Source organism: Tabrizicola sp. M-4, from assembly GCF_051132405.1.
Taxonomy (GTDB): domain Bacteria; phylum Pseudomonadota; class Alphaproteobacteria; order Rhodobacterales; family Rhodobacteraceae; genus Paragemmobacter.
The window spans coordinates 23,656-45,537 of the sequence record NZ_CP128606.1; the positions used below are offsets into that span (position 1 = coordinate 23,656).

The 21,882-nt window shown below is 64.7% G+C and carries 22 protein-coding genes, 1 tRNA gene and 1 riboswitch; of the genes, 9 read left to right on the top strand and 14 right to left on the bottom strand.

Features of this window, described 5'->3' with window-relative positions:
* Nucleotides 1-124: 124 nt before the first annotated feature.
* The 8 genes from cysQ (at nucleotide 125) to TabM4_RS00135 (ending at nucleotide 8,610) form a co-directional block, all read left to right on the top strand.
* Entirely contained in the window at nucleotides 125-919 is a 795-nt protein-coding gene (cysQ, locus tag TabM4_RS00100) for a 3'(2'),5'-bisphosphate nucleotidase CysQ (RefSeq protein WP_434616659.1), read from the top strand.
* Nucleotides 916-1,365 carry a hypothetical protein gene (locus TabM4_RS00105; protein ID WP_434616662.1) on the top strand — a complete coding sequence of 150 codons (450 nt, stop codon included), beginning with the start codon at nucleotides 916-918 and terminating at the stop codon, nucleotides 1,363-1,365. The genes cysQ and TabM4_RS00105 overlap by 4 nt, the downstream gene beginning before the upstream one ends.
* Nucleotides 1,362-2,150 (top strand): 3-deoxy-manno-octulosonate cytidylyltransferase, encoded by a 789-nt coding sequence (locus tag TabM4_RS00110; protein ID WP_434616664.1) that lies wholly within the window; start codon nucleotides 1,362-1,364, stop codon nucleotides 2,148-2,150. Before TabM4_RS00105 ends, TabM4_RS00110 begins: the two co-directional genes overlap by 4 nt.
* Before the next feature lie 196 nt (nucleotides 2,151-2,346).
* Nucleotides 2,347-3,240, top strand: coding sequence for a UTP--glucose-1-phosphate uridylyltransferase GalU (gene galU / locus TabM4_RS00115; protein WP_434616667.1), 894 nt, complete (start codon nucleotides 2,347-2,349; stop codon nucleotides 3,238-3,240).
* Between the two features lie 16 nt (nucleotides 3,241-3,256).
* Nucleotides 3,257-4,282, top strand: a complete 1,026-nt coding sequence (locus tag TabM4_RS00120; RefSeq protein ID WP_434616670.1) for a glycosyltransferase family 2 protein — start codon at nucleotides 3,257-3,259, stop codon at nucleotides 4,280-4,282.
* A gap of 200 nt (nucleotides 4,283-4,482) precedes the next feature.
* Nucleotides 4,483-5,493, top strand: a complete 1,011-nt coding sequence (locus TabM4_RS00125; protein ID WP_434616673.1) for a glycosyltransferase family 2 protein — start codon at nucleotides 4,483-4,485, stop codon at nucleotides 5,491-5,493.
* On the top strand, nucleotides 5,490-7,208 hold the full coding sequence (locus tag TabM4_RS00130; RefSeq protein WP_434616676.1) for a DUF5927 domain-containing protein: 1,719 nt from the start codon (nucleotides 5,490-5,492) through the stop codon (nucleotides 7,206-7,208). Before TabM4_RS00125 ends, TabM4_RS00130 begins: the two co-directional genes overlap by 4 nt.
* A gap of 4 nt (nucleotides 7,209-7,212) precedes the next feature.
* Nucleotides 7,213-8,610 carry a nodulation protein NodH gene (locus tag TabM4_RS00135; protein WP_434616679.1) on the top strand — a complete coding sequence of 466 codons (1,398 nt, stop codon included), beginning with the start codon at nucleotides 7,213-7,215 and terminating at the stop codon, nucleotides 8,608-8,610.
* A 7-nt stretch (nucleotides 8,611-8,617) separates the two neighbouring features.
* Here the strand turns inward: TabM4_RS00135 and TabM4_RS00140 are convergent, their stop codons facing one another.
* From TabM4_RS00140 to thiB, 11 genes are all read right to left on the bottom strand, one after another.
* The gene (locus TabM4_RS00140) at nucleotides 8,618-9,082 is read right to left on the bottom strand and encodes a PTS sugar transporter subunit IIA (RefSeq protein ID WP_434616682.1); all 465 of its coding nucleotides are present in this window, start codon (nucleotides 9,080-9,082) and stop codon (nucleotides 8,618-8,620) included.
* A 37-nt stretch (nucleotides 9,083-9,119) separates the two neighbouring features.
* On the bottom strand, nucleotides 9,120-9,698 hold the full coding sequence (hpf, locus tag TabM4_RS00145; protein WP_434616685.1) for a ribosome hibernation-promoting factor, HPF/YfiA family: 579 nt from the start codon (nucleotides 9,696-9,698) through the stop codon (nucleotides 9,120-9,122).
* Nucleotides 9,699-9,961: 263 nt separating this feature from the next.
* Nucleotides 9,962-10,723 carry an LPS export ABC transporter ATP-binding protein gene (gene lptB / locus TabM4_RS00150; RefSeq protein ID WP_434616688.1) on the bottom strand — a complete coding sequence of 254 codons (762 nt, stop codon included), beginning with the start codon at nucleotides 10,721-10,723 and terminating at the stop codon, nucleotides 9,962-9,964.
* A complete protein-coding gene (gene lptA / locus TabM4_RS00155) occupies nucleotides 10,720-11,220 on the bottom strand; it encodes a lipopolysaccharide transport periplasmic protein LptA (RefSeq protein WP_434616691.1) in 501 nt (166 codons plus the stop codon). Before lptA ends, lptB begins: the two co-directional genes overlap by 4 nt.
* Before the next feature lie 20 nt (nucleotides 11,221-11,240).
* A complete protein-coding gene (lptC, locus tag TabM4_RS00160; RefSeq protein ID WP_434616694.1) occupies nucleotides 11,241-11,855 on the bottom strand; it encodes an LPS export ABC transporter periplasmic protein LptC in 615 nt (204 codons plus the stop codon).
* Nucleotides 11,855-12,820, bottom strand: coding sequence for a KpsF/GutQ family sugar-phosphate isomerase (locus TabM4_RS00165; RefSeq protein ID WP_434616697.1), 966 nt, complete (start codon nucleotides 12,818-12,820; stop codon nucleotides 11,855-11,857). Before TabM4_RS00165 ends, lptC begins: the two co-directional genes overlap by 1 nt.
* A complete protein-coding gene (locus tag TabM4_RS00170; protein WP_434616700.1) occupies nucleotides 12,801-13,415 on the bottom strand; it encodes a ribonuclease D in 615 nt (204 codons plus the stop codon). Before TabM4_RS00170 ends, TabM4_RS00165 begins: the two co-directional genes overlap by 20 nt.
* Nucleotides 13,416-13,537: 122 nt before the next feature.
* Nucleotides 13,538-13,622 (bottom strand) — tRNA-Leu (locus tag TabM4_RS00175).
* 77 nt (nucleotides 13,623-13,699) lie between these two features.
* On the bottom strand, nucleotides 13,700-14,392 hold the full coding sequence (locus TabM4_RS00180; protein ID WP_434616703.1) for a thiamine ABC transporter ATP-binding protein: 693 nt from the start codon (nucleotides 14,390-14,392) through the stop codon (nucleotides 13,700-13,702).
* Nucleotides 14,379-15,935 carry a thiamine/thiamine pyrophosphate ABC transporter permease ThiP gene (locus TabM4_RS00185; RefSeq protein WP_434616706.1) on the bottom strand — a complete coding sequence of 519 codons (1,557 nt, stop codon included), beginning with the start codon at nucleotides 15,933-15,935 and terminating at the stop codon, nucleotides 14,379-14,381. Before TabM4_RS00185 ends, TabM4_RS00180 begins: the two co-directional genes overlap by 14 nt.
* Nucleotides 15,911-16,900 carry a thiamine ABC transporter substrate binding subunit gene (gene thiB, locus TabM4_RS00190; RefSeq protein ID WP_434616709.1) on the bottom strand — a complete coding sequence of 330 codons (990 nt, stop codon included), beginning with the start codon at nucleotides 16,898-16,900 and terminating at the stop codon, nucleotides 15,911-15,913. The genes TabM4_RS00185 and thiB overlap by 25 nt, the downstream gene beginning before the upstream one ends.
* A gap of 40 nt (nucleotides 16,901-16,940) precedes the next feature.
* A riboswitch (TPP riboswitch) is annotated at nucleotides 16,941-17,041 on the bottom strand.
* 149 nt (nucleotides 17,042-17,190) lie between these two features.
* Here thiB and aroC point away from each other — a divergent pair.
* The gene (gene aroC, locus TabM4_RS00195; protein ID WP_434616712.1) at nucleotides 17,191-18,291 is read left to right on the top strand and encodes a chorismate synthase; all 1,101 of its coding nucleotides are present in this window, start codon (nucleotides 17,191-17,193) and stop codon (nucleotides 18,289-18,291) included.
* A 3-nt stretch (nucleotides 18,292-18,294) separates the two neighbouring features.
* Here the strand turns inward: aroC and TabM4_RS00200 are convergent, their stop codons facing one another.
* From TabM4_RS00200 to ribA, 3 genes are all read right to left on the bottom strand, one after another.
* A complete protein-coding gene (locus TabM4_RS00200; protein WP_434616715.1) occupies nucleotides 18,295-20,181 on the bottom strand; it encodes an amylosucrase in 1,887 nt (628 codons plus the stop codon).
* Between the two features lie 63 nt (nucleotides 20,182-20,244).
* On the bottom strand, nucleotides 20,245-20,754 hold the full coding sequence (locus TabM4_RS00205) for a L,D-transpeptidase family protein (RefSeq protein WP_434616718.1): 510 nt from the start codon (nucleotides 20,752-20,754) through the stop codon (nucleotides 20,245-20,247).
* Nucleotides 20,751-21,854, bottom strand: coding sequence for a GTP cyclohydrolase II (ribA, locus tag TabM4_RS00210; protein ID WP_434616721.1), 1,104 nt, complete (start codon nucleotides 21,852-21,854; stop codon nucleotides 20,751-20,753). Before ribA ends, TabM4_RS00205 begins: the two co-directional genes overlap by 4 nt.
* Nucleotides 21,855-21,882 lie beyond the last annotated feature (28 nt).

A 21,882-nucleotide genomic window follows, 5' to 3' on the forward strand; every position in this document is an offset into this window, starting at 1 on the left:
CGAAAACCGACATCCGGCCGGACCTGCCGGGAAATCTTGCCCTTGTTCTATCAACGGATGATAAGCGGGCCATGTAAACAGTTCAACAGCGGGCACCCTTTCCCGCACCGATCCGAGGTCACCGATGCAATTCGCCACCCTTATCCCCGTCATCCGCCGCCTCGCACTGGAGGCCGGGGATAAAATCCTCGAAATCTACGAAAGCCCCGATTTCGAGGTGAAGGCGAAATCCGACGCCTCGCCGGTGACCGAGGCCGACGAGGCGGCGGATGCGCTTATCTCCGCAGGCCTGCGCGCGGCTTTCCCCGATCTTCCCCTGATCACCGAAGAACAGGCCGACAGCCACGCCCTTTCCGCCCGCACCTTCCTCATTGTCGATCCGCTGGATGGCACCAAGGAATTCGTGCAGCGCCGTGGCGATTTCACCGTGAACATCGCCTATGTCGAGGACGGTGTTCCCCTGCGCGGCGTGGTCTATGCCCCCGCGAAGAACCGTCTCTTCTACACCCTGGCCGATGGCAGCGCGGTCGAAGAGATCGGCCCCTTCGACAAGGATCGCATCGGCGAGACACGGGCGATCCGCGTCTCAAGCCCGGATAACACGGCCCTCATGGTCGTCGCCTCCAAATCCCACCGCGATCAGGCGACAGATGACTACATCAACAAGTATTCCGTGGCGGATTCCAAAAGCGCAGGGTCCAGCCTGAAGTTCTGCCTTGTCGCCACCGGCGAGGCCGACCTCTACCCCCGACTTGGTCGCACGATGGAATGGGACACGGCGGCGGGTGACGCCGTCCTGCGCGGGGCGGGCGGGCAGGTCGTCCGCTTCGACACCCACGAACCGCTGACCTATGGCAAGCCCGGCTGGGACAACCCCTTCTTCATAGCCTTCGCCCCCGGCGTGCAGCTCCAGAAATGATGCTCACACGCACCCTTCCCATCGTCTTGGCGCTTCTCGCCACGCAAGCCCATGCCGATTTCGTCGAAACCACATGGGTCGTTGCGGATTTCACCGGAGAAGCTTGGTTCGTTGATCCCGAGTCATTGCAAGGCGCCACCCAGTATTTCGAGGGCGGGTTTTCCGAAGGTGCCTTCTACGCCTGCGATTTCGCGGGACAGTCGATGTCCTACACCACCTACGCACCCGAAGAATTCTTCGCCAACCCGGAATTCGCGGCCTTCGCGACGCTCGATGATCCGCGCTTCGCGCAAGCTTCCGAAATCTTCGTCCATCGCATCACCTGCGAAGGCGATGGTGACCCCGTTGCCCGCCGCATCCTTTATCCCTTCGTCACGACAGATGGGCGCGACGCCGCCTTCCTGCCCTTCGAAGGGGGCATCTTCACGCTGGAGCCTGCTGAATGACCGTCCTCATCGCAATTCCTGCCCGTTACGCCTCCACCCGCTATCCCGGCAAACCACTGGTGGAACTCAACGGCCCCGACGGGCGCAAGACGCTCATCCGCCGTTCGTGGGAGGCAGCGATGGCGGTCAAGGGCGCCGACCGCGTGGTCGTCGCCACCGATGACGATCGCATCGCCGACCATGCGCTCTCCTTCGGGGCCGAGGTGGTGATGACCTCCTCCGACTGCCAGAACGGCACCGAACGCTGCGCCGAGGTGGTGGCGCAACTGCCGGGCTTCGACATCGTGGTGAACCTTCAGGGCGACGCCCCCCTCACGCCCGCATGGTTCGTCGAAGACCTTGTTGCCGGATTGCGTTCCAATCCACAGGCCGAAGTCGCGACCCCTGTCCTGCGCTGCGAAGGCGCGATGCTGGCCAAACTTTTGGAAGATCGCCGTCACGGCCGCGTCGGCGGCACCACCGCCGTCTTCGGTGCCGGGGGTCGGGCGCTCTACTTCTCGAAGGAAGTCATCCCCTATACCGGTCAAGTCTATGCCGATGGCGAAGCCACGCCCGTGTTCCACCATGTCGGCGTCTACGCCTATCGCCCCGCCGCCCTTGCGGCTTATCCGGGCTGGGAAATGGGGCCTCTGGAACGTCTGGAGGGCCTCGAACAGCTTCGCTTCCTTGAAAACGGCAGGTCCGTTCTCTGCGTCGAGGTCAACGCCCGTGGGCGCCAATTCTGGGAACTGAACAACCCCACGGATGTCCCTGTGATCGAGGCGATGATGGCCGCGATGGGCTGATCCATGCCGGTCCCGCAAAACTGACCACGCGGCGCTTGCGGTCGATCTCTTCCCGCATTAGCCCGGTTTCCGTTGTTTCCGTATTCAGGAAAACGCTGTTATTCTGCCGTGATCCTGCCGCATGTGCTAATCATGGTAGCCGGACGAGTGATAGGGTCGAATCCCCGCCGGTCGGGGGCAGAATTGGGTGTAGAAGATGAAAGCCAAAAAGGTCACGAAGGCAGTATTCCCCGTGGCAGGACTCGGGACGCGCTTCCTGCCGGCCACGAAGTCGATCCCGAAAGAGATCATGACGCTGGTCGACCGACCGCTGATCCAATACGCCATCGATGAGGCCCGCGCCGCCGGGATCAAGGAGTTCATCTTCGTGACGTCGCGCGGAAAATCCGCGCTGGAAGATTACTTCGACCACGCGCCCGAACTGGAAAGTGCGCTGCGCAAGGGTGGCAAGGAGGACCTTCTCGAGGTTCTCAAGGAAACCAACATGGATTCGGGCGCCATTGCCTATATCCGCCAGAACCGCCCGATGGGCCTTGGCCACGCCGTCTGGTGCGCGCGCCGCCTGATCGGCAATGAACCCTTCGCCGTCCTTCTGCCCGATGACGTGATCGCCGCCGAAACCCCCTGCCTTCAGCAGATGGTGGAGGCCTATGAGAAAACGGGCGGCAACATGGTCGCCGCGATGGAAGTCGCGCCGGAAAAGACGAAATCCTACGGCGTCCTCGACATCGAGGATGACATGGGCTCCATCGTCAAGGCCAAGGGCATGGTCGAAAAGCCCCCGCTGGGCACCGCACCGTCGAACCTTGCCGTGATCGGGCGCTACATCCTTTCGCCGCAGGTCCTGACCAACCTCAACAAGGTCAAGCAGGGCGCGGGTGGCGAAATCCAGTTGACCGATGCCATCGCCCAGGAAGTGGGTGCGGGTGGCGTCTATGGTTACCGCTTCCGGGGTCAGCGCTATGACTGCGGCTCCAAGGCGGGCTTCCTGCAGGCGACCGTCGCCTTCGGCCTCTCGCGCCCCGATCTGCGCGACGAATTCTCGGCCTATCTGAACGACATGATCGCCCTGCAACGGGCCGCGCAATAACGCCGGTCCGGGCAGGGTGACCCCCGGTCCCTCCGATCTCTGGTCCGCCTATCGCCTGCGCTGGAAACGGCGCAGGCTTTTGGCACGCGCCCTTTCGCGACGGCACGAGCTGACGGCACGCAGCGACCGCACGGCCGCCATCCGCAAGGACGACATCCTCGCCTTTTCCACCATCAGGAACGAGGCCGTCCGCCTGCCATGGTTCCTTGATCACCACCGCCGCCTTGGCGTGGCGCATTTCCTGATTGTCGACAATGACAGCGACGATGGTTCGGCCGACTATCTGGCCCTGCAGCCCGACGTGTCGCTCTGGTCCACCCGCGCCTCCTACAAGGCGTCACGCTTCGGGGTGGACTGGTTGACATGGCTGCAGATGCGGCATGGTCACGGCCATTGGTGCCTGACGGTGGATGCCGATGAACTGCTGATCTATCCCTATTGGGACAGCCGCGATCTTCCGGCCCTCACCCATTGGCTGGATCGCGAGGGGCGGCCGATGCTGGGCGCGATGATGCTGGACCTCTATCCGAAGGGCCCGGTCGGTGATCACCCCTATCGCGCAGGGGATGATCCCCTTGAAACCCTGCAATGGTTTGACGCCGCGAATTACGGCATCCGCATCCAGCAGCCGATGGGCAATCTCTGGATTCAAGGCGGCCCCCGTGCCCGCGCATTTTTCGCCGAAGAACCGCGCCGCGCCCCCACGCTGAACAAGGTTCCGCTGGTGAAATGGCACTGGCGATACGCCTATGTGAACTCCACGCACTCCCTGCTGCCGCCCCGCCTGAACCGCATCTACGACACAACGGGGGCCGAGGCACCTTCGGGCCTCCTGCTGCACACCAAATTCCTCGACACAGTGGTGGACCGCGCACGCGTCGAACAGGCGCGGGGCGAGCATTTCTCGAATTCCCGGCAATATGACCGCTATTACGAGGCGCTGACCGAAAATCCCGACCTCTGGTCGACGGCCTCCCGCCGCCTCACCACATGGCGCGCGCTTGAATCGCTCGGCCTCATGTCGCGCGGGGGGTGGATTTGACCGGTCGGATTTTCGGGACTTCGCGCCGGGTTGTTAAACGCTTGTCCAGCAAATGTTTACTTGCCCTGCGACAGATACTAATCTTTCACGCAACAGGGGATATGCTGGCTGCGGCGCATCACCCACAAGTGCCGGGGCAATTCAGTTGGGCGTAACACGGTCATGGCAGTGACCGTCGGTGTCGGGAGCAGGCGGAGCAGGTGGGGATTGTCGGGGCATATCGGCTGAGGCTGCGCCGCAGGAGCCTGCACCTGCGTGCCGCCCTCATGCGTGGGCAGATGAGGACCGTGGTCAACCGCACGGGCGCCATCCGCAGCGACTCCATCCTTCTGCTGTCCACCCTGCGCAACGAACGCATCCGCCTGCCTTATTTCCTGCGCTACTACCGCGACCTCGGCGTGAACCACTTCCTCATCGTCGATAACGGCTCCGATGACGGATCGCGCGAATACCTGCAGCAGCAACCCGACGTCTCCCTCTGGACGACGGAAGCCAGCTATCGCGCCTCCCGCTTCGGGATGGACTGGATCACCGCGCTGCAGCGCAAGTATTGCCACGGCCATTGGACACTCGTCGTCGATCCCGACGAATTCCTCGTCTACCCCTTCTGCGAAACGCGCCCCCTCCGCGCATTAACCGACTGGCTGGATACCTCTGGAATCCGGTCCTTCTCGGCCATGATCCTCGACATGTATCCCAAGGGTCCGATGGACGCGCAGCCCTACCGCGAAGGGCAGGACCCGTTCGAGATCGCGCAATGGTTCGACAGCGCGAATTATTCCGTCAAGCGCAACCCCGGCAATGGCAACCTCTGGATTCAGGGTGGCCCCCGCGCGCGGGTCTTCTTCAATGACGATCCGAAGGCTGCGCCCGCGCTGAACAAGATCCCGTTGGTGAAATGGAACCGCGCCTACGCCTATCTCAGCTCGACGCACATGCTCCTGCCGCGCGGGCTGAACCTCGTCTATGATGAATGGGGGGGCGAAAAGGCCTCCGGTTGCCTGCTGCACGCCAAATTCCTCGACACCTTCGCCGCCAAGGCCGAAGAGGAACTCAGGCGTGGCCAGCACTATGCCAACAGCGCCGAATACCGCGCCTATCGCGATGGGATGAAAGCCCATCCCGATCTCTGGTGCAAATGGTCGGAAAAATACATCAACTGGCGCCAGTTGGAGATTCTGGGCCTCATGTCCAAGGGGAACTGGGCATGAACCAGCCAGCCCCGAACGGAACGCTCGGCTTCGTCATGCTGTGCCACACTGCGCTGCACCGTGCGGCGGATACCGCGCGTCACTGGGCGGAACGCGGCTGCCCGGTGGTGATCCATGTCGACAAGCGCGTTCAGAACTGGAGCGTTGAAAAACTGCAGGCCGATCTTGCCGACTTGACCAATGTCCGCTTCTCCGAACGCTTTTCCTGCGAATGGGGCACATGGGGCATCGTGGCCGCCACGCAGTCCGCGGCCGAGGTGATGCTGGCCGATTTCCCCTCGGTCCGGCATGTCTATCTGGCCTCCGGCTCCTGCCTGCCCTTGCGGCCTGTCTCGGAACTCATCGCCTATCTGGATCAACGCCCACGCACCGATTTCATCGAATCCGTCACCACCGAAGAGGTGGGCTGGACGATCGGTGGTTTGAACATGGAACGCTTCACCCTGCGCTTCCCCTTCTCGTGGCGCAAACAGCGCTGGCTGTTCGACCGTTACGTCAAATTGCAGCGCGCGGTGGGCTTCAAACGTACGGTTCCGAACGGGATAGTCCCACATCTGGGCAGTCAGTGGTGGTGCCTCACCCGCCAGACGCTTTCCGCCATCCTCGAAGGCCCCGAACGCCCGGTCTACGACCGCTATTTCCGGCGCGTCTGGATCCCCGACGAAAGCTATTTCCAGACGCTCGTGCGTCAGGTCTCGGCCAATGTCGAAAGCCGCTCGCTGACGCTGTCCAAGTTCGACTATCAGGGCAAGCCGCACATCTTCTACGACGATCACCTGCAACTCCTGCGGCGATCCGACTGTTTCGTCGCGCGCAAGATCTGGCCCAATGCCAACAAGCTCTATTCCACCTTCCTCTCCGACGATGCCGAAGGGCAGGCCGGCGGCGAACCGAACCCCGGCAAGATCGACAGGCTGTTCTCCAAGGCGGTCGAACGGCGGGTCAAGGGGCGGCCCGGCCTCTACATGCAAAGCCGCTTTCCGAACGAGAATTGGGAGAATGGCCGCACCGCCGCCCCCTATTCCGTCCTGCAAGGCTTCTCCGACGTCTTCGAAAGCTTCGAGGGCTGGCTGGGCAAGGTCACCGGCAGCCGCGTGCATGGCCACCTCTTTGCCCCCGACAGGGTGGAATTCGCGGGCGGCGAGGCGGTCTTCAACGGCGCGATTTCCGACAGTGCGGCGCTGCGCGACTACAACCCCAAATCCTTCCTCGCCAACCTGATCTGGGCCACGCGGGGCGAACGCCAGTGCTTCCAATTCGGCCCCGCCGACAATCAGGAACTCAACTGGTTCATGACGCTGGACAGCAACGCCCAGATATCAGTGATATCAGGTGCTTGGGCCATCCCTCTCTTCAAGTCGAACCGCAACTTCGCCGACATCCGCCGCGAAGCCGCGCGCCTGCAGAAGATCGAACTTGAACAGCTTTCCGTCCTGCGCCACGGCGCGGCCAAGGCCCGCATCCGCATCTGGACTCTTTCGGAATTCATCGAAAACCCGATGGAACCCCTTCAAACCATCGTCGACGAGATCAGTCCCCGCTCCCTGCGCCGCCTGACCGAAGCCCCGCGCATGACCGACCTTGCCGGTTTCGGCCAGTTCCTGCAGAACCTGCGCAATCAGGGGATGCAGCCCGTCCTGATGGGCGATTTCCCCGCATCCGACGACCTTCGCCCCTCGGAATCCCGCCGTGGCCGCCCTTACCTAGTGAAGTGATCCCGTGACCAGTGCCTTCGACAGTTTCGTTATGTTCGCCGAAATGCGGACAGGGTCCAATTTTCTGGAAGCCAACCTTAACGCCATCCCCGGCGTCACCTGCCACGGCGAGGCGTTCAACCCCGTTTTCATCGGCAAGAAGGACCAGACCGAATTCCTCGGCGTCACCCTTGCCGAACGCGAATCCGATCCCGCCCTCCTGCTGCGCCGCATGCGGGAACGCACGCCCGGCCTGTCCGGTTTCCGCTATTTCCACGACCACGATCCCCGCATCTTCGATCTGGTGATGGACGATCCGCGCTGCGCCAAGATCATCCTCACGCGCAACCCCGTGGAAAGCTATGTCAGCCTCCTCATCGCGCGGGCCACCGGGCAGTGGAAACTGACCAACCCCAAGAACCTGAAACAGGCCAAGGCCCGCTTCGACGCCGCCGAATTTCAGGACCATCTGGATGAGGTGCAGCAGTTCCAGATGCGCCTCCTGCGCGCCTTGCAGGCGCGGGGACAGACGGCCTTCTACATCGATTACGAGGATATCCCCGATCTGGCGGTCCTGAACGGCCTTGCCGCCTTCCTCGGCGTCGAGGGGCGGCTAGAGCAGGTGGACAACTCCCTCACCGTGCAGAACCCGGAACCCCTGTCGGAAAAGGTCACCAATCCCGCCGCGATGGAGCAGGCCCTTTCGCGGCTGGACAGGTTCAACCTGTCGCGCACCCCGAATTTCGAACCCCGGCGCAACGCCTCCATCCCCGGCTATGCCGCCGCGAAATCCGCGCCCCTTCTCTTCATGCCGATCAAGGGCGCACCCATCACCCCCGTGCTGGACTGGATGTCCACCCTTGGCGGGTTGGAGCGCGACTTCACCCACAAGACCCTGCGCCAGTGGAAGCGCGGCCATCCCGGCCATCGCAGTTTCACCATCCTGCGCCATCCGCTGGATCGCGCCCATCGCGCCTTCCGCGCGCTGGAGGAGGGCGGCCTGCAACCCGAACAGCGCAACGTGCTGGCCCGCGTGCATGGCGTCCACCTGCCCCGTCCCGGAGACGCCTTCGCCGATACCGATGCCCGGCGCGGGGCCTTCCTCGCCTTCCTCCGCTTCCTGAAACGCAACCTCTCCGGTCAGACGGGTTTCCGCACCGATGCCGGATGGGCCAGCCAATCGGCCACGTTGCAGGGCTTTGCCCTGTTCCAACCACCTGACCTCGTCCTTCGCGAAGAAACGCTGACCGAAGGACTGGCCTTCCTTTGCGGCGAATTGGGCCTTCTCGCGCCCGACCTGCGGCCTGCACGCGATGAAGCGGATGCGATGCTGGATGCCATCCGCGATGCCGAACTCGAAGAGGCCGCCCGCGACGCCTATCAGCGCGACTATCTCGCCTTCGGGTTCTTTCCGCGCCGCTGATCCTGCGTCATGCCGCCTGCGTGGACCGCGCTTCCGTCAGGATCGCATAGATCTTCGACGGATCGCTGTTCGCCCGCAGCTTCGACACGACCGCCTGATCCCGCATCGTCCGGCTGACCAAGGCCAATGCCTTCAGGTGGTCCACCCCTGAATCCTTCGGCGCGAACAGCCCGAAGATCAGATCCACGGGCTGCCGATCCACGCTGTCGTAATCCAACGGCTTCTCCAGACGGATGAACACGCCCCGGATCTGCGTCAGGTCCTCCAGACGGGCATGGGGCAGGGCAATGCCATGCCCCACGCCCGTCGGCCCAAGACTTTCCCGCTCCTGCAGCCCGTCAATCGCCGTCGCACCGCTCATGCCATAGGCTTGGGCGGCAAGCTCTCCCAGTTCCTGGAAGAGCCGCTTCTTGCTGGTCAACTGACCGACGACCCGAACGGCCCCCGGAATCAAGAGTTTGGAAAGATCCATGAACTGCCGTCGTTCCTGTGCCGCGCGCAGGCGGTCGTCATTTGCTGTTGCGCGGATCGATCCAGCCGATGTTCCCGTCTTCCCGACGGTACACGACATTCACGCCGCCATGTCCTTCATTGCGGAACACGAGCATCTTCTGACCCGCCAGCTCCAGCTGCATGACCGCCTCGCCGACGGTGATCGAAGGTATCTTCGTCTCCATCTCGGCAATCACGATCGGTTGCGCCAGATCCGAGTGGTCGTCTTCCTCGGGCTCCTCAGTTGGCGCGAGGATATAGGACGAGCCTTCGGCGAATTCAACAGGGGCAATCCGGGCGCTGTGGTGGTTGCGCAGGCGGCGTTTGTAGCGGCGCAACTGCTTGTCCATCTTCTCGCGGCAAGACTCGAAAGCCGCATAGATTTCGGAGGCATGGCCTTTTGCCTGCGCTGTCAGGCCGGTGGAAAGGTGGATCGTCGCTTCACAGACGAATTCATGCGCCGCGCGGGAAAAGATCACCACGGCATCGGTGGGCCGCTGGGCGTACTTCTCGACGACTTCGCCAAGTTCCGCCTTCACATGCGTGGTAAGCGCCTCTCCAATGTCGATCTGTTTGCCGCTGATCTGGTAACGCATGATGCTTCCTCCGCGTTGGTTCGATCCATCCGCCCCGGAATTGGCGACGGATGAACCCTCCTGAATCTGACTTGGGGCTGGCGGTCCGTTTCCGCAAGGATCACCGCCGTCACGGGGGCGGTATCAGCAGCACGGGACATGGCGAATTGCGCACGCATCACAGGCATTTGGCATCCGCCAACGCCCCCTTGTCAACCGAGTCTTTGGGCTGGGTGCAGATCGCGCCGGCAAAGACCCCGCGCGGGTTCCGGCCCCGGCAGGGATCAGCCGATCCGGAAGTTCTGCCCCAGATAGACGCGACGCACCGTCTCGTCGCGCACCACCTCGTCGGTGGTGCCGCTCATCAGCACCTTGCCGTCATGCAGGATATAGGCGCGGTCCACGATCTCCAGCGTCTCGCGCACATTGTGGTCGGTGATCAGGACGCCGATCCCCCGCCGCTTCAAATCCTGGACAAGATGTCGGATTTCGCCCACCGCGATGGGGTCCACCCCTGCAAATGGCTCGTCCAGAAGCAGGTATTTCGGGTCCGCCGCAAGACAGCGCGCAATCTCCACCCGCCGCCGCTCCCCACCCGAAAGCGCAAGCGCGGGCGCCCGCCGCAGATGGGTGATCGAGAATTCCGACAGCAGTTCTTCCAGACGTTCCCGCCGCTTGTGGCGGTCGGAATGGGTGATCTCCAGCACGGCAAGGATGTTGTCCTCCACCGAAAGGCCCCGGAAGATGGAAACCTCCTGCGGCAGATAGCCGATCCCCAACCGCGCGCGGCGATACATGGGCAGCGTGGTCACGTCGCGCCCGTCGATCAGAACCTCGCCGCCCTCGGGCGTAACAAGCCCAGCGATGGCATAGAAACAGGTCGTCTTGCCCGAACCGTTGGGGCCAAGCAGCGCCACCACCTCGCCCCGGTTCAGATGCATGGAGACATCCCGGATCACGGGCCGCTTCTTATAGCTTTTCCGCAGGCTGCGAATGGCCAGCCCGGCCGATCCGTTGGTCACGGTCAGGTCGGGCGCAGGGCTCACGGGTTGGCCTTTCCGGGCACGAAGGTCGTCTGCACGCGCCCCTCCATGCTGCCCGTCCCCGCATCCAGATTGTAAACCAGCCGGTTGCCCGAAATCGTGGTCTGCCCCTGCGTCAGCAGGACATCCCCCGTCATCACCACCTCACCCGAGGCGATTGTATATTCCGCCGCATCCGCCTCTGCCGCATCCGTCGGGCTGGAAAACAGCACCCTCCCCTCGAACAGCACCTTTGCGATGCCCTTTCCATCCGGCAGATACTCGATCCGCGCCGAACCGGCCGAAATCCTCATCTCTCCCTGCACGACGACGACATTCCCCTCAAAGGTGGCAAGGCCCGTCGCCTGATCCACCGAAAGGCTGTCCGCCGTCACCTCCACGGGCAGCGACGTGTCCTGCTGCAACCCTGTCAGGTTGATCGCCGTCTGCGCAAGGCCGGTTCCGGCGGTCGCAGTCAGCAGCGCCAGCGTCAGGAAAAAGGCCCGAATGGCCGCGGTCATGTCATCCTCAAATCTGGCGCTCAGGGTGCCGGTTGATATACCAGCTTAACGTCGCCATTGAAAACCAGAACGTAATCCTTGCTGCCAGCCCCCGACTGCGTCAATCGCATCGACTGCGCGGTGATCCGCCCGCCCGGCCCCTCGGCCATCACCGGTTCGGGTGACTGGATGTCGGTTTCATCCAGACGCGCCGTCATCCGATCCGACAGCACGCTGTATCCCGAACTGTGGTCAAGCCGGACCGCGCCCTGAAAGGCGATCTCCTTTCGGTCCGGTGCCATCTGCGCGCTGTCGGCGACAAGATCCGTCCGCGCTCCGTCAGGCGTCGTCAGATGAACGCGCACGCTCGCGGCCTGCGCGCCTTGATCTCCCTCCTGTCCCGGCCGCGCCTCATCCGCCGTCACCTCCAGCGCCGCGCCATCAGTGGTCGTTCCCGCATAGGCGGGCAGCGTGATCCGCGGTTCCTTCAGGCGTTCCGCGACATCCACCTCGGCATAGGGCAGCGCGTCGTCGGGATTGATCCGGTTCGACACCAGAAACAGCGTGGACAGCAGCGCCAGCGCCGCAAGAGGCAGCACGACCTTCAGCCATGCCACCAGTGTCGACCAGCCATCCCCTGCCGCCCGCCGGGCCATCACGCCAACCCGGCGCGCAGGCAATCGTGGATATGCAAAAGGCCGATCGCCGTCTGGCTCCCCTCCGGATCGACGACGAAGAGGCAGGTGATCTTGCGCTCATTCATGATCCGCACCGCCTTTTCCGCCAGCGCCTCCGGCCCGATGGTCCGTGGCGCAGCCGTCATCACATCCCCCGCCGACAGGTCCAGAAGCCCGGCCATGTGCCGCCGCAGGTCCCCGTCGGTGATGATGCCCTGAAGATAGCCCTCGCCATCCGTCACGCCAACCACGCCGAAGCCCCGCGCCGACATGATCAGCAGCGCCTCGCTCATCGGGGCGTCATGGTTGATCAACGGCGCATCCGCATGCATCAGGTCGCGCACCCGTGCCAACCGCGCGCCCAGCTTGCCGCCGGGATGGAACACGCGGAACTGGTCCGGGGTAAAGGCCCGATGCTCCATCAGCGCAATCGCCAGCGCATCGCCCAAGGCCAGCGTCATCGTGGTCGACGTGGTAGGAACGATCCCCGTCTCGCAGGCTTCCGGCGCGGCAGGCAGCACCAGCGCCACATCCGATTGCCGCAGCAGCGTGGAATCCGCCCGCCCCGCCACCCCGATCAACGGTATGCCGAACCGCCGCGTATGCGCGATGATGTCGGCCAGTTCCGGCGTCTCACCGCTGTTCGAAAGGACCAGCGCCACGTCACCCTTCATCACCATGCCAAGGTCGCCATGGCTCGCCTCGGCAGGATGCACGAATTGCGCGGGCGTTCCCGTTGATGCCAGCGTCGCCGCGATCTTGCGCGCGACATGGCCGGACTTGCCCATCCCCGACACGATCACCCGCCCCTCGGCCTGCAGGATCATCTCCACCGCCGAGGTGAAGGCCCCGTCCAGCCCATCGGCCAGCATTCCCAGCGCCTCCGCCTCGCGGCGGATCACGCGCTGCGCGGTGCCCAGAAAATCAGTGGTGGAAGAGGTCATTCGGCTCTTCCCATCCCAAAAGGTCCAATTCCGCACGGGTTGGTAGGAAATCGAAGCAACGCTGCGCCAGATCCATCCGCCCTTCGCGCTGCAGCCGCACCTCCAGCGCCTCTTTCAGCGCATGCAGATACAGCACATCCGACGCCGCATATTCCTTCTGCGCCTCGGTCAGAACCTCCGCGCCCCAGTCGCTGGTCTGCTGCTGCTTGGAGACATCCACCCCCACGAGTTCCAGCAGCAGGTACTTCAACCCATGCCGGTCCGTGAAGGTCCGGATCAGTTTCGACGCGATCTTCGTGCACCAGACGGGCGCGGTCGTCACCCCGAAGGCCTGCTTCATCGCGGCGATGTCGAACCGCCCGAAATGGAACAGCTTCAGCGTGGCAGGGTCGGTCAGCAGCCGTTCAAGGTTCGGGGCCGAGGTCTGCCCCCGCGCGATCTGCACCAGATGCGCATCCCCATTCCCGTCCGAAAGCTGGACAAGGCACAGCCGATCCCGCCGCGGGTCAAGCCCCATCGTCTCGGTGTCGATGGCGACGACCGGGCCAAGGGTCAACCCATCGGGCAGGTCGTTCTGATGCAGGAAAATGGCCAAGGTCCGCGTCCTTTCGGCAATGTCTGGGGCTGCATTACCGACGCCCCGCATGGGGGTCAACGGAAACGGGCCGGAATGGCAAAAGGGCGCAGGTTCCCCCGCGCCCCTTGGCAAGATCGACATGGTGCCCAGAAGAGGACTCGAACCTCCACGCCTTGCAGCGCTGGTACCTGAAACCAGTGCGTCTACCAATTCCGCCATCTGGGCCCAAGTCGATGTGCCGCGATGTAAAGAAGCGAAAAGGGAGTGTCAACGGCCCCGCCGAAGAATCTTCTCCCCGCACCTCACCCCAGATAGGCCGCCAGCGCAGGGGGCGGCGCGGCGAACAACTCCGCCGTCGGCACAGGTGCCGCCGCCCGTCCCTCAGCCACAAGGATCGTCAGATCGGCAAAGCGCCGCGCGTCCTGCGGGTCATGCGTCACCATCAGGACGGTCGCCCCTGCAGCCTCGGCCACCTCGGCGACCAAGGCCAGCATGTCGGCCTTCAGCGCAGGCCCCAGCGCCGCGAACGGCTCGTCCAGCAACAGCAGCGGCCGCGCCCGCAGCAAGGCCCGCGCCAGCGCCGCCCGCCCCTGCTGCCCGCCCGACAACTGCCCCGGCTTCCGCCCGCCCAAGCCTGCAAGCCCCGTCCGCTCCAGCGCCTCGCCGATCCGCGTCCGCATCGGCGCGGTGATCCGCCCATCCGGCGCCAGCCCCAGCGCAAGGTTCCGCTCGACCGTCAGATGCGGGAACAGGTTCTGATCCTGAAACAGGATCGTCACGGGCCGCTTGCCCGGCGGCAGCGCATCCATGGCCTGCCCCTGCCACAAAATGCGCCCCGCCTTCGGCACGACGAATCCAGCAATCGCATTCAACAGCGTCGATTTCCCCGCCCCCGATGGCCCCAGCACCGCGCAGCGCGCGCCTGCCGGAAGGCTCCAGTCGGCCGTCAGCCGGAACCCCGGTTCTTCCAGCACGATCCCGTCAAGCTGCAGCATGTCGCCCAATCCCATCGCACAGCGCGAAGATCCCGAAGGACAAACCCATCAGGATCAGAGAGGCCGCCGCCGCCGCCTCCATCCGATAGCTGCCCATCAATCCATGAATGAACAGGGGCAGGGTCGCATTCCCCTCGGCCGCGAACAGGGTGATCACACCCAGATCCCCCATCGACAGCGCCGCCGCGATCCCTGCTCCAAATCCCAAAGGTCGCGCCAGACCCGGCAGCACGATCCAGCGCAACCACGCCAACCGCGTCATCCCCAACGCCTCCGCAAGACGGTCCTGCCCCTGATGCAGCGCCCGCGCCTCGGGCAGCAGCAGGCGATAGGCATAAGGCAGCGCCAGCGTCGCATTCACCGCCACCGTTATTGGCAGCGCCATGGCAGAAGGACTCGCCAAACCCCGCAAGGCCAGAAACAACCCCGTCCCGATCACGAGGGAGGAGGCCGCCAGTGGCAGCGTCGCCGCCAGATCGAACAGCCGATGCCCCGGCGCCCGCCGCGCCGCCGCCAAGGCCAGCGTCAGCGCCGCCCCCATCGTCAGCAGCATGGAGACAAGCGCCACAAGAACCGACCGCAGGATCGCCCCACCCATTCCAGACGGCAGGTCATCCATCCCCGCCAGCCCCCTCGCCACCAGCACCGCCAGCGGCAGGATCAGAAACGCCGCCGCCATCCCGATTGTAAGCCAATCCAGCCCCATCCGCCACCCGCGCGGTGCGGCCATCTCGATCCGCCGCCCAAGGCCCGTGCCGAACCCCGCATCCCGCATCACCGCCCAGCCCGCAACCAACGCCGCAAGGCACAGCAGGAATTGCAGCGCCGCCAGCGTCGCCGCCCGCTCCGGCGCAAAGTCAAAGCGCAGCGCCTGATAGATCGCCAATTCCACCGTCGTCGCCCCCGGCCCTCCGCCCAGCGTCAGCGCCACGGCAAAACTGGCAAGGCAGATGGTGAAGACGGTCAGCACCGCCCCCGGCAGCGTCGCCCGCAGCATCGGCCATTCCAGATGCCGGAACTGCGCCCCCGGCGTCAGGCCAAGCGATTGCGCCAGCCGGAACCGCTCCGCCGGGATCGCCTGCCACCCCATCAGCAGCATCCGCGTTGCCAGCGGCAGGTTCAGGAAGACATGCGCCAGCACCACGCCATGCAGCCCATAGATTGAAACTGGCGACACCCCGATCAGGCCAAGCCCGTCATTCACGATCCCCGCCCTCCCGAACACCGCCAGAAGGCCCAGCACCGCCACGATCACCGGCAAGAGGAAGGGTGCCCCCATCAGCGTGATCAGAAACCCCCGCCCCGGAAACCGCCGCCGCGCCAAGGCGCGCGCGACCGGCACCGCAAGCAGTCCTGAAAGGATCGCCGAAAGCGCCGCCTGCAACAGGGTGAACCGCACCGCTGCCCAATCGGCAGGCCCCGGCATCACCGCGCCCGCGTTCAGGGCGACCGCCCCCGCAGTGCCCAGCGTCATCGCCGCAATCAGGGCGGCGGCCAGCGCCGCCCCGAAAGCCGGCCTCAGCGCGACAGCGCGGCTTGCCATTCTGCCAGCGCCGCATCCCGCACCGCCGCCGCCTCATCCGAAGACAGCAGCAGCGATGTGCCCGGCTGGATCAGCGTCTCGAACCCCGCCGGAAGCCCCGCCGCAGGCGTCACCGCCGGATACATCCAGTTCGTCGTCGGGATCACCGATTGGAAGGCCTCGCTTCCCATGAAGGCAAGGAAGGCATCGGCCAGTTCCGGCTGATCCGTCGCCGCCAGTTTCCCGGCCACCTCCACCTGCAGATAATGCCCCTCGGCAAAGGGCGCGGCGGCCTTGCTGTCATCCTCCTCGGCAATCAGGTGATAGGCGGGCGAGGTGGTATAGGACAGCACCATGTCCGCCTCCCCCTCAAGGAACAGCCCATAGGCTTCGGACCAGCCGGGTGTCACCGTCACGATATTGTCGGCCAACCCCTCCCAGATCTCTGCCGCCCGGTCGCCATGGGCCGCCTTCACCCACATCAGAAGACCAAGGCCGGGGGTCGAGGAGCGCGGGTCCTGAATGATGATCTTGACCTCCGATGCCGCCAGTTCCTCAAAGGATTTCGGCGGTTCCGGCAACTTGGCCTTGTCATGCACGAAGGCGAACCAGCCCCAGTCATAGGGCAGGAACAGCGGGTCGGCGAAGGCCACCGGCAGCGTGTTCTCCCATGTCTGCCCATGCGGCGCGAAAAGGCCCGTCGCGCTGGCCGCCGCCGTCAGGTTGGTATCCAGCCCCAGCACCACATCGGCCTCCGACGCCGCGCCTTCCATCTGGATGCGCGACAGAAGCGCCGCGCCGTCGCCCGCCGCCACGAATTGCAGGTCGCAGCCGCAGCCCTCCTCGAAGGCCTTCTCCACCGCCGGGCCGGGGCCCCATTCGGCGGTGAAACTGTCATAGGTCAGCACGGTCAGCACGGGCTTGTCCTGCGCCACCACAGGGGTGGCCAAGGTCGCAAGTCCCAGCGCAACGAATGAAGCACGCATTTCTCTTCCTCCATGTGCGACGGGTGGTCGGGGATGGAGGTAGACTTCCATGCACCTTCCCTCCGCCGGTATGATCCGGTTCAGGTTCAACGGGTCCGCTTTCGCATCTCAGCCTGTCGTCAGGCACCCCGAGGTGAGGCGGAAGATATGGCCTTCCTCGCCGCGCGCAAGGGGAAATCGCCGCACACCGGGGGGACAGCCGTCCCCCCGGACCCCCCCCACCTCCCCCAAACCCCTTTGCGCCCTTCCCCCGATTGCCCTATGGACGTTCCGGCAATTCGGAGCGCGCGATGTCCCTCAACACCTTCGGCCATATCTTTCGTGTGACGACCTGGGGCGAAAGCCACGGCCCCGCGCTGGGCTGCACGGTGGACGGCGTCCCGCCCGGCATCCCGCTGACCGAAGCCGACATCCAGCCATGGATGGACAAGCGCAAACCGGGCCAGAACAAGTTCACCACCCAGCGCAAGGAACCCGACGAGGTCCGCATCCTCTCCGGCGTGTTCGACGGCCTCACCACCGGCACCGCGCTGCAACTGATGATCGAGAATACCGACCAGCGGTCCAAGGATTACGGCGACATCGCCCAATCCTTCCGCCCCGGCCATGCCGACATCACCTATCACCAGAAGTATGGCATCCGGGACTATCGCGGCGGTGGCCGTTCCTCGGCGCGCGAGACGGCGGCGCGGGTTGCAGCAGGGGCCGTGGCGCGGGCCGCGCTCGCCCGCCTTGCGCCCGATCTGCGCATCACGGGCTACATGGTCCAGATGGGCAGCCATGGCATCGACCGGTCGCGCTTCGACGCTGGCCAGATCGACCAGAACCCCTTCTGGTGCCCCGATCCCGTCGCCGCCACCGAATGGGCCGCCTATCTCGATGACCTGCGCCTGTCGCACAATTCCGTCGGCGCGGTGATCGAGGTTGCCGCCGAAGGCGTCCCCCCCGGCCTCGGCGCGCCGCTCTATGGCAAGCTCGACAGCGATCTCGCCGCCGCCATGATGTCGATCAACGCGGTCAAGGGCGTGGAGATCGGCGATGGCATGGCCGCCGCCACACTGACCGGGGTCGAAAATGCGGACGAAATCCGCATGGGCCCGAACGGCCCCGAGTTCCTTTCGAACCATGCGGGCGGCATCCTTGGCGGCATTTCCACCGGCCAGCCGGTCATCTGCCGCTTTGCCGTGAAACCCACCTCATCGATCCTCACCCCCCGGCGCACCATCAACACGCGCGGGGAAGAGATCGACCTCATCACCAAGGGCCGCCACGACCCCTGCGTCGGCATCCGCGCCGTTCCTGTGGGCGAGGCGATGATGGCCTGCGTCCTGCTGGACCACCTCCTGCTCGACCGCGCCCAGACGGGCGGCGAACGTGGCCGGATCGGCTGATCCTCAGATCAGCCAAGCCCGCGCATAGGGGGGCAGGGCGATATTGCCGTGATGCACCTCGACCGGGGCATCCGACAGGGCATCATGCATCGCTCCCACGCCCTGCGCCCGCACCCATGCCTCCGGCAGATGCACCCATGATTCCGAGAAGTTGAAAAGGCACAGCACCACACCCGTTGGGGCCTCCCTCCGGAAGGCAAAGACCTGCGGCGCATCACAGGCCACGATCCGCACCGGAACCCCGCCGTGCAGCGCAGGCACCGCCCGCCGCCGCGCCAGCACATGCCGCACGCCCCGCCAGACCCGCGCTGAAGGCCCGTCACCCTCGTGCCGCCCCTCGGCCAGTGCCCAATCCATCCGGGGCCGATGCAGCCAGCGGCTGTCATGCGCGTGTTCCGGCACGTCGCGATAGCTGTAATCGTTCAGCAAGGCCAACTCGTCACCCATATAGATCAACGGGATGCCCCCGAAGGCCGCGATCATCGCATGGCCCATCAGGATGCGCTGCACCGCCAGATCAACCCCCGCCGCATCCCCCTCGGCCAGCGCACGCTCCAACCCGGCGAGCGAGGCGAAACTGCCCGATATCCGCTTGTCCCCCGTCGCCGGGTTCTCCTGAAACAGCGCCCCCCGCGCGAAACTGCCGGGAAAGGTGCCGTCATAGAAATCCGACAGAAACGCCCGATGGGCGGGGCCGGAAAGATGCAGCACTGCCGCATCCTCATCCGTCACCGCCCAGCCGATATCGTCATGGCAGCGGATATAGGTGGCATAGGTCGCATTCGTCAGCCGGTCGGGGAAATGCGTCCCCATCACATGCGTCATCAACCGCGTGTCCCGCGTCGCCAAGGCCGACCAGAACTGCACCATCAGGCTGTTGTGATAGGCGAGGTTGCCTTCCTTCCCGTCATGCTTCCCGCGCCCCAGATAGGGCAGCATCTCCGCGGGCGCGACGATGGCCTCCTCCAGATGCAGCACGGCGGGGCAGGCGATGCGGCACACCGCCCGCAGGGCCTGAAGCAGCATATGCACCTCGGGTTCCGACTGACAGCGGGTGCCCATCCGCTTCCACATGAAGGCCACGGCATCCAGCCGCAGCACATCCACGCCGCGATTGGCGAGGAAGAGCATGATCTCCGCGATCTCCAGAAAGACCTGCGGATTGGCCCAGTTCAGATCCCACTGATGTTCGTTGAAGGTGGTCCAGACCCATTTCCCGAAATCGGGATAATGGGTGAAATTCCCGGGCGCATTGTCGGGAAACACCTCGACCAGCGTTTCCTCATAGCGCTTTGGAAGGTCGGGCGTGTCGAACATCAGGTAGTAATCCTGATACTTCGCATCCCCCTTCACCGCCTTCTTCGCCCAGACATGTTCTTTGGCGGTATGGTTCAGCACAAGGTCGATGCAGACCGAGATGCCGCGCTTGCGCAACTCCTCCGTCACCGCCTCGAATTCCGTCATCGTGCCATAGGCGGGGTTGATGGCGCGGTAATCCATCACCGAATAACCGCCATCGCTGTCGCCGGGGCGCGGCTTCAGACAGGGCATGAAATGGACATAGGTGATGCCCAGCTCTTCAAGATAATCCAGCTTTTCCAGAACCTTGGACAGCGTCCCCGCAAAGCGGTCGATGTAGAAGACATAGCCCGCCATATCGCTGCGCTGAAACCAGTCCGGTTCCAGATCGCGCTTCAGGTCCAACCGTTTCAGATCGGGCGCGCGGTCCTTCCAAGCCTTCCGCATGGCCTTCAGCAGGGCCTCGCGGAATGCACCATACTCCGCCCGATGGCCGTAAAGCGCCTCCAGCATCGGCCACAGGTCCGGCGCGCTGCGCGCAAGACGCAGGTCAAAGATGTCGTCATCCGCAACGGACGGCGTGCGCGCCATGATCGTCCTCCCCCCATGACCGCGCGCAGACTAGGCAATCCAAAGCGGTTTGGAAAGGGCCAATCAACCCTGAACGATCAACCGCGTCTCGTGCCGGATGCGGTTCGCGATCCACAACAGGTCTTCCCGCGCAAAGGCCACGCAGCCAGCCGTCCCGCGCCGGGGCCTGCGCCAGGTGTGGACAAAGATGGCCGACCCCCGCCCCGGTTCGGCATGGGGCCAGTTCCAGTCGGTCAACAGGATCAGGTCATACATCGGATCGGGCCGCGTCAGCCGCTCATGCGACCATGCATGCGGCGCGCGGACCATCAGGTTGTAATCCGGGTCGCGGCAGTCATCCGACCACAGGTCCGATGGGCCGAAGGGCAGCGCCCAATCCGGCAATTCCGCCGCCGACAGCCGGTCCGGCCGATACAGCATCCCCACGAACCGATGCACGCCCGCAGGCGTGGCCCCGTCCCCCTCGCGCTTCTCGCGCGCGGGCACGATCCCGCCCCGCCCCACCGAACAAGGAAACCGCCGCCCCAAGAAACGTGCGCCCCAGCGCGTCACCACCAGATCAGTCGGTTTCACAGCAGATGCCCGGATTTGGCGGCCTTGGTCGCCAGATAGCCCGCATTCTGCGCCGTCAGCCCCACCTTCAGCGGCACCCGCTCGGCCACGGCGATCCCGCAGGCTTCCATCATCGCCATCTTCTTCGGATTGTTCGTCAGAAGGCGCACCGCCGAAAATCCCATCTTCCGCAGGATGCCCGCACCAATGCGGAAATCCCGCTCGTCATCCTCGAACCCAAGGCGATGGTTCGCCTCCACCGTGTCGAACCCCTGATCCTGCAGGGAATAGGCGCGCATCTTGTTCGCCAGCCCGATCCCCCGCCCCTCCTGATTGAGGTATAGCAGAACCCCCGCTCCCTCCTCGCCCATCTGGGCCAGCGCCGCCCGCAACTGCGGCCCGCAATCGCATTTCAGGCTGCCCAGCACATCGCCCGTGAAACAGGCCGAATGCAGCCGCGCCAGAACCGGCTGGCTGCGCTCGGGTTTGCCGATCTCAATCGCGTAATGCTCCTCGCCGCCATCCTCGGGCCGGAAGATATGCACCCGCCCCGCCTGCGCCGCCTGCATCGGCAGTCGCGCATTCACCACCGGATGCAGCGGCGACATCCGCGCCAGTTCCGGCACGATCTCGGATAGGGGCAGCAGCGTCAGCGCGTTCTCCTCGGCCAGCGCCAGCCCATGCGCCACCGGCACCAGCAAAGCCGCAGGCAGAAGATGCGCCGATTTCACCAATTGCAGCGCCGCGCGATGCAAATCCGATGACCCGTCCCGCAAAGCCCGCAGCGGCCCCTTCAGCGGCACGCGCAGGTCATCCGCCGGATCGGCCAGCGCGCGCAGCCACTCCACCCCCATGCCTTCGGGCACCAGAACCCGCGCGATATCCCCGTCATAGGCAGGGGTCTTCAACGTCTCCGCCCGCCGTGCCGTTAGTGCCAGTTCCGGCTGCCCAAGCGCCCGCAGCGCGGCCAGCCGCTCCGGCTCCAACGCCTCCACCGCCACCACCAGCATGGCGCGGCCATCGCCCGTCATCACCACGGGAACACCCATGCGCAGATCGCCACGCCCCCGCGACAGGCGCTCGACGACGGTGGGGGAAAGGGAAGGGCGGCTTGCTGTCATGATAACCTCTGCCGCCCTATCTAGGCCG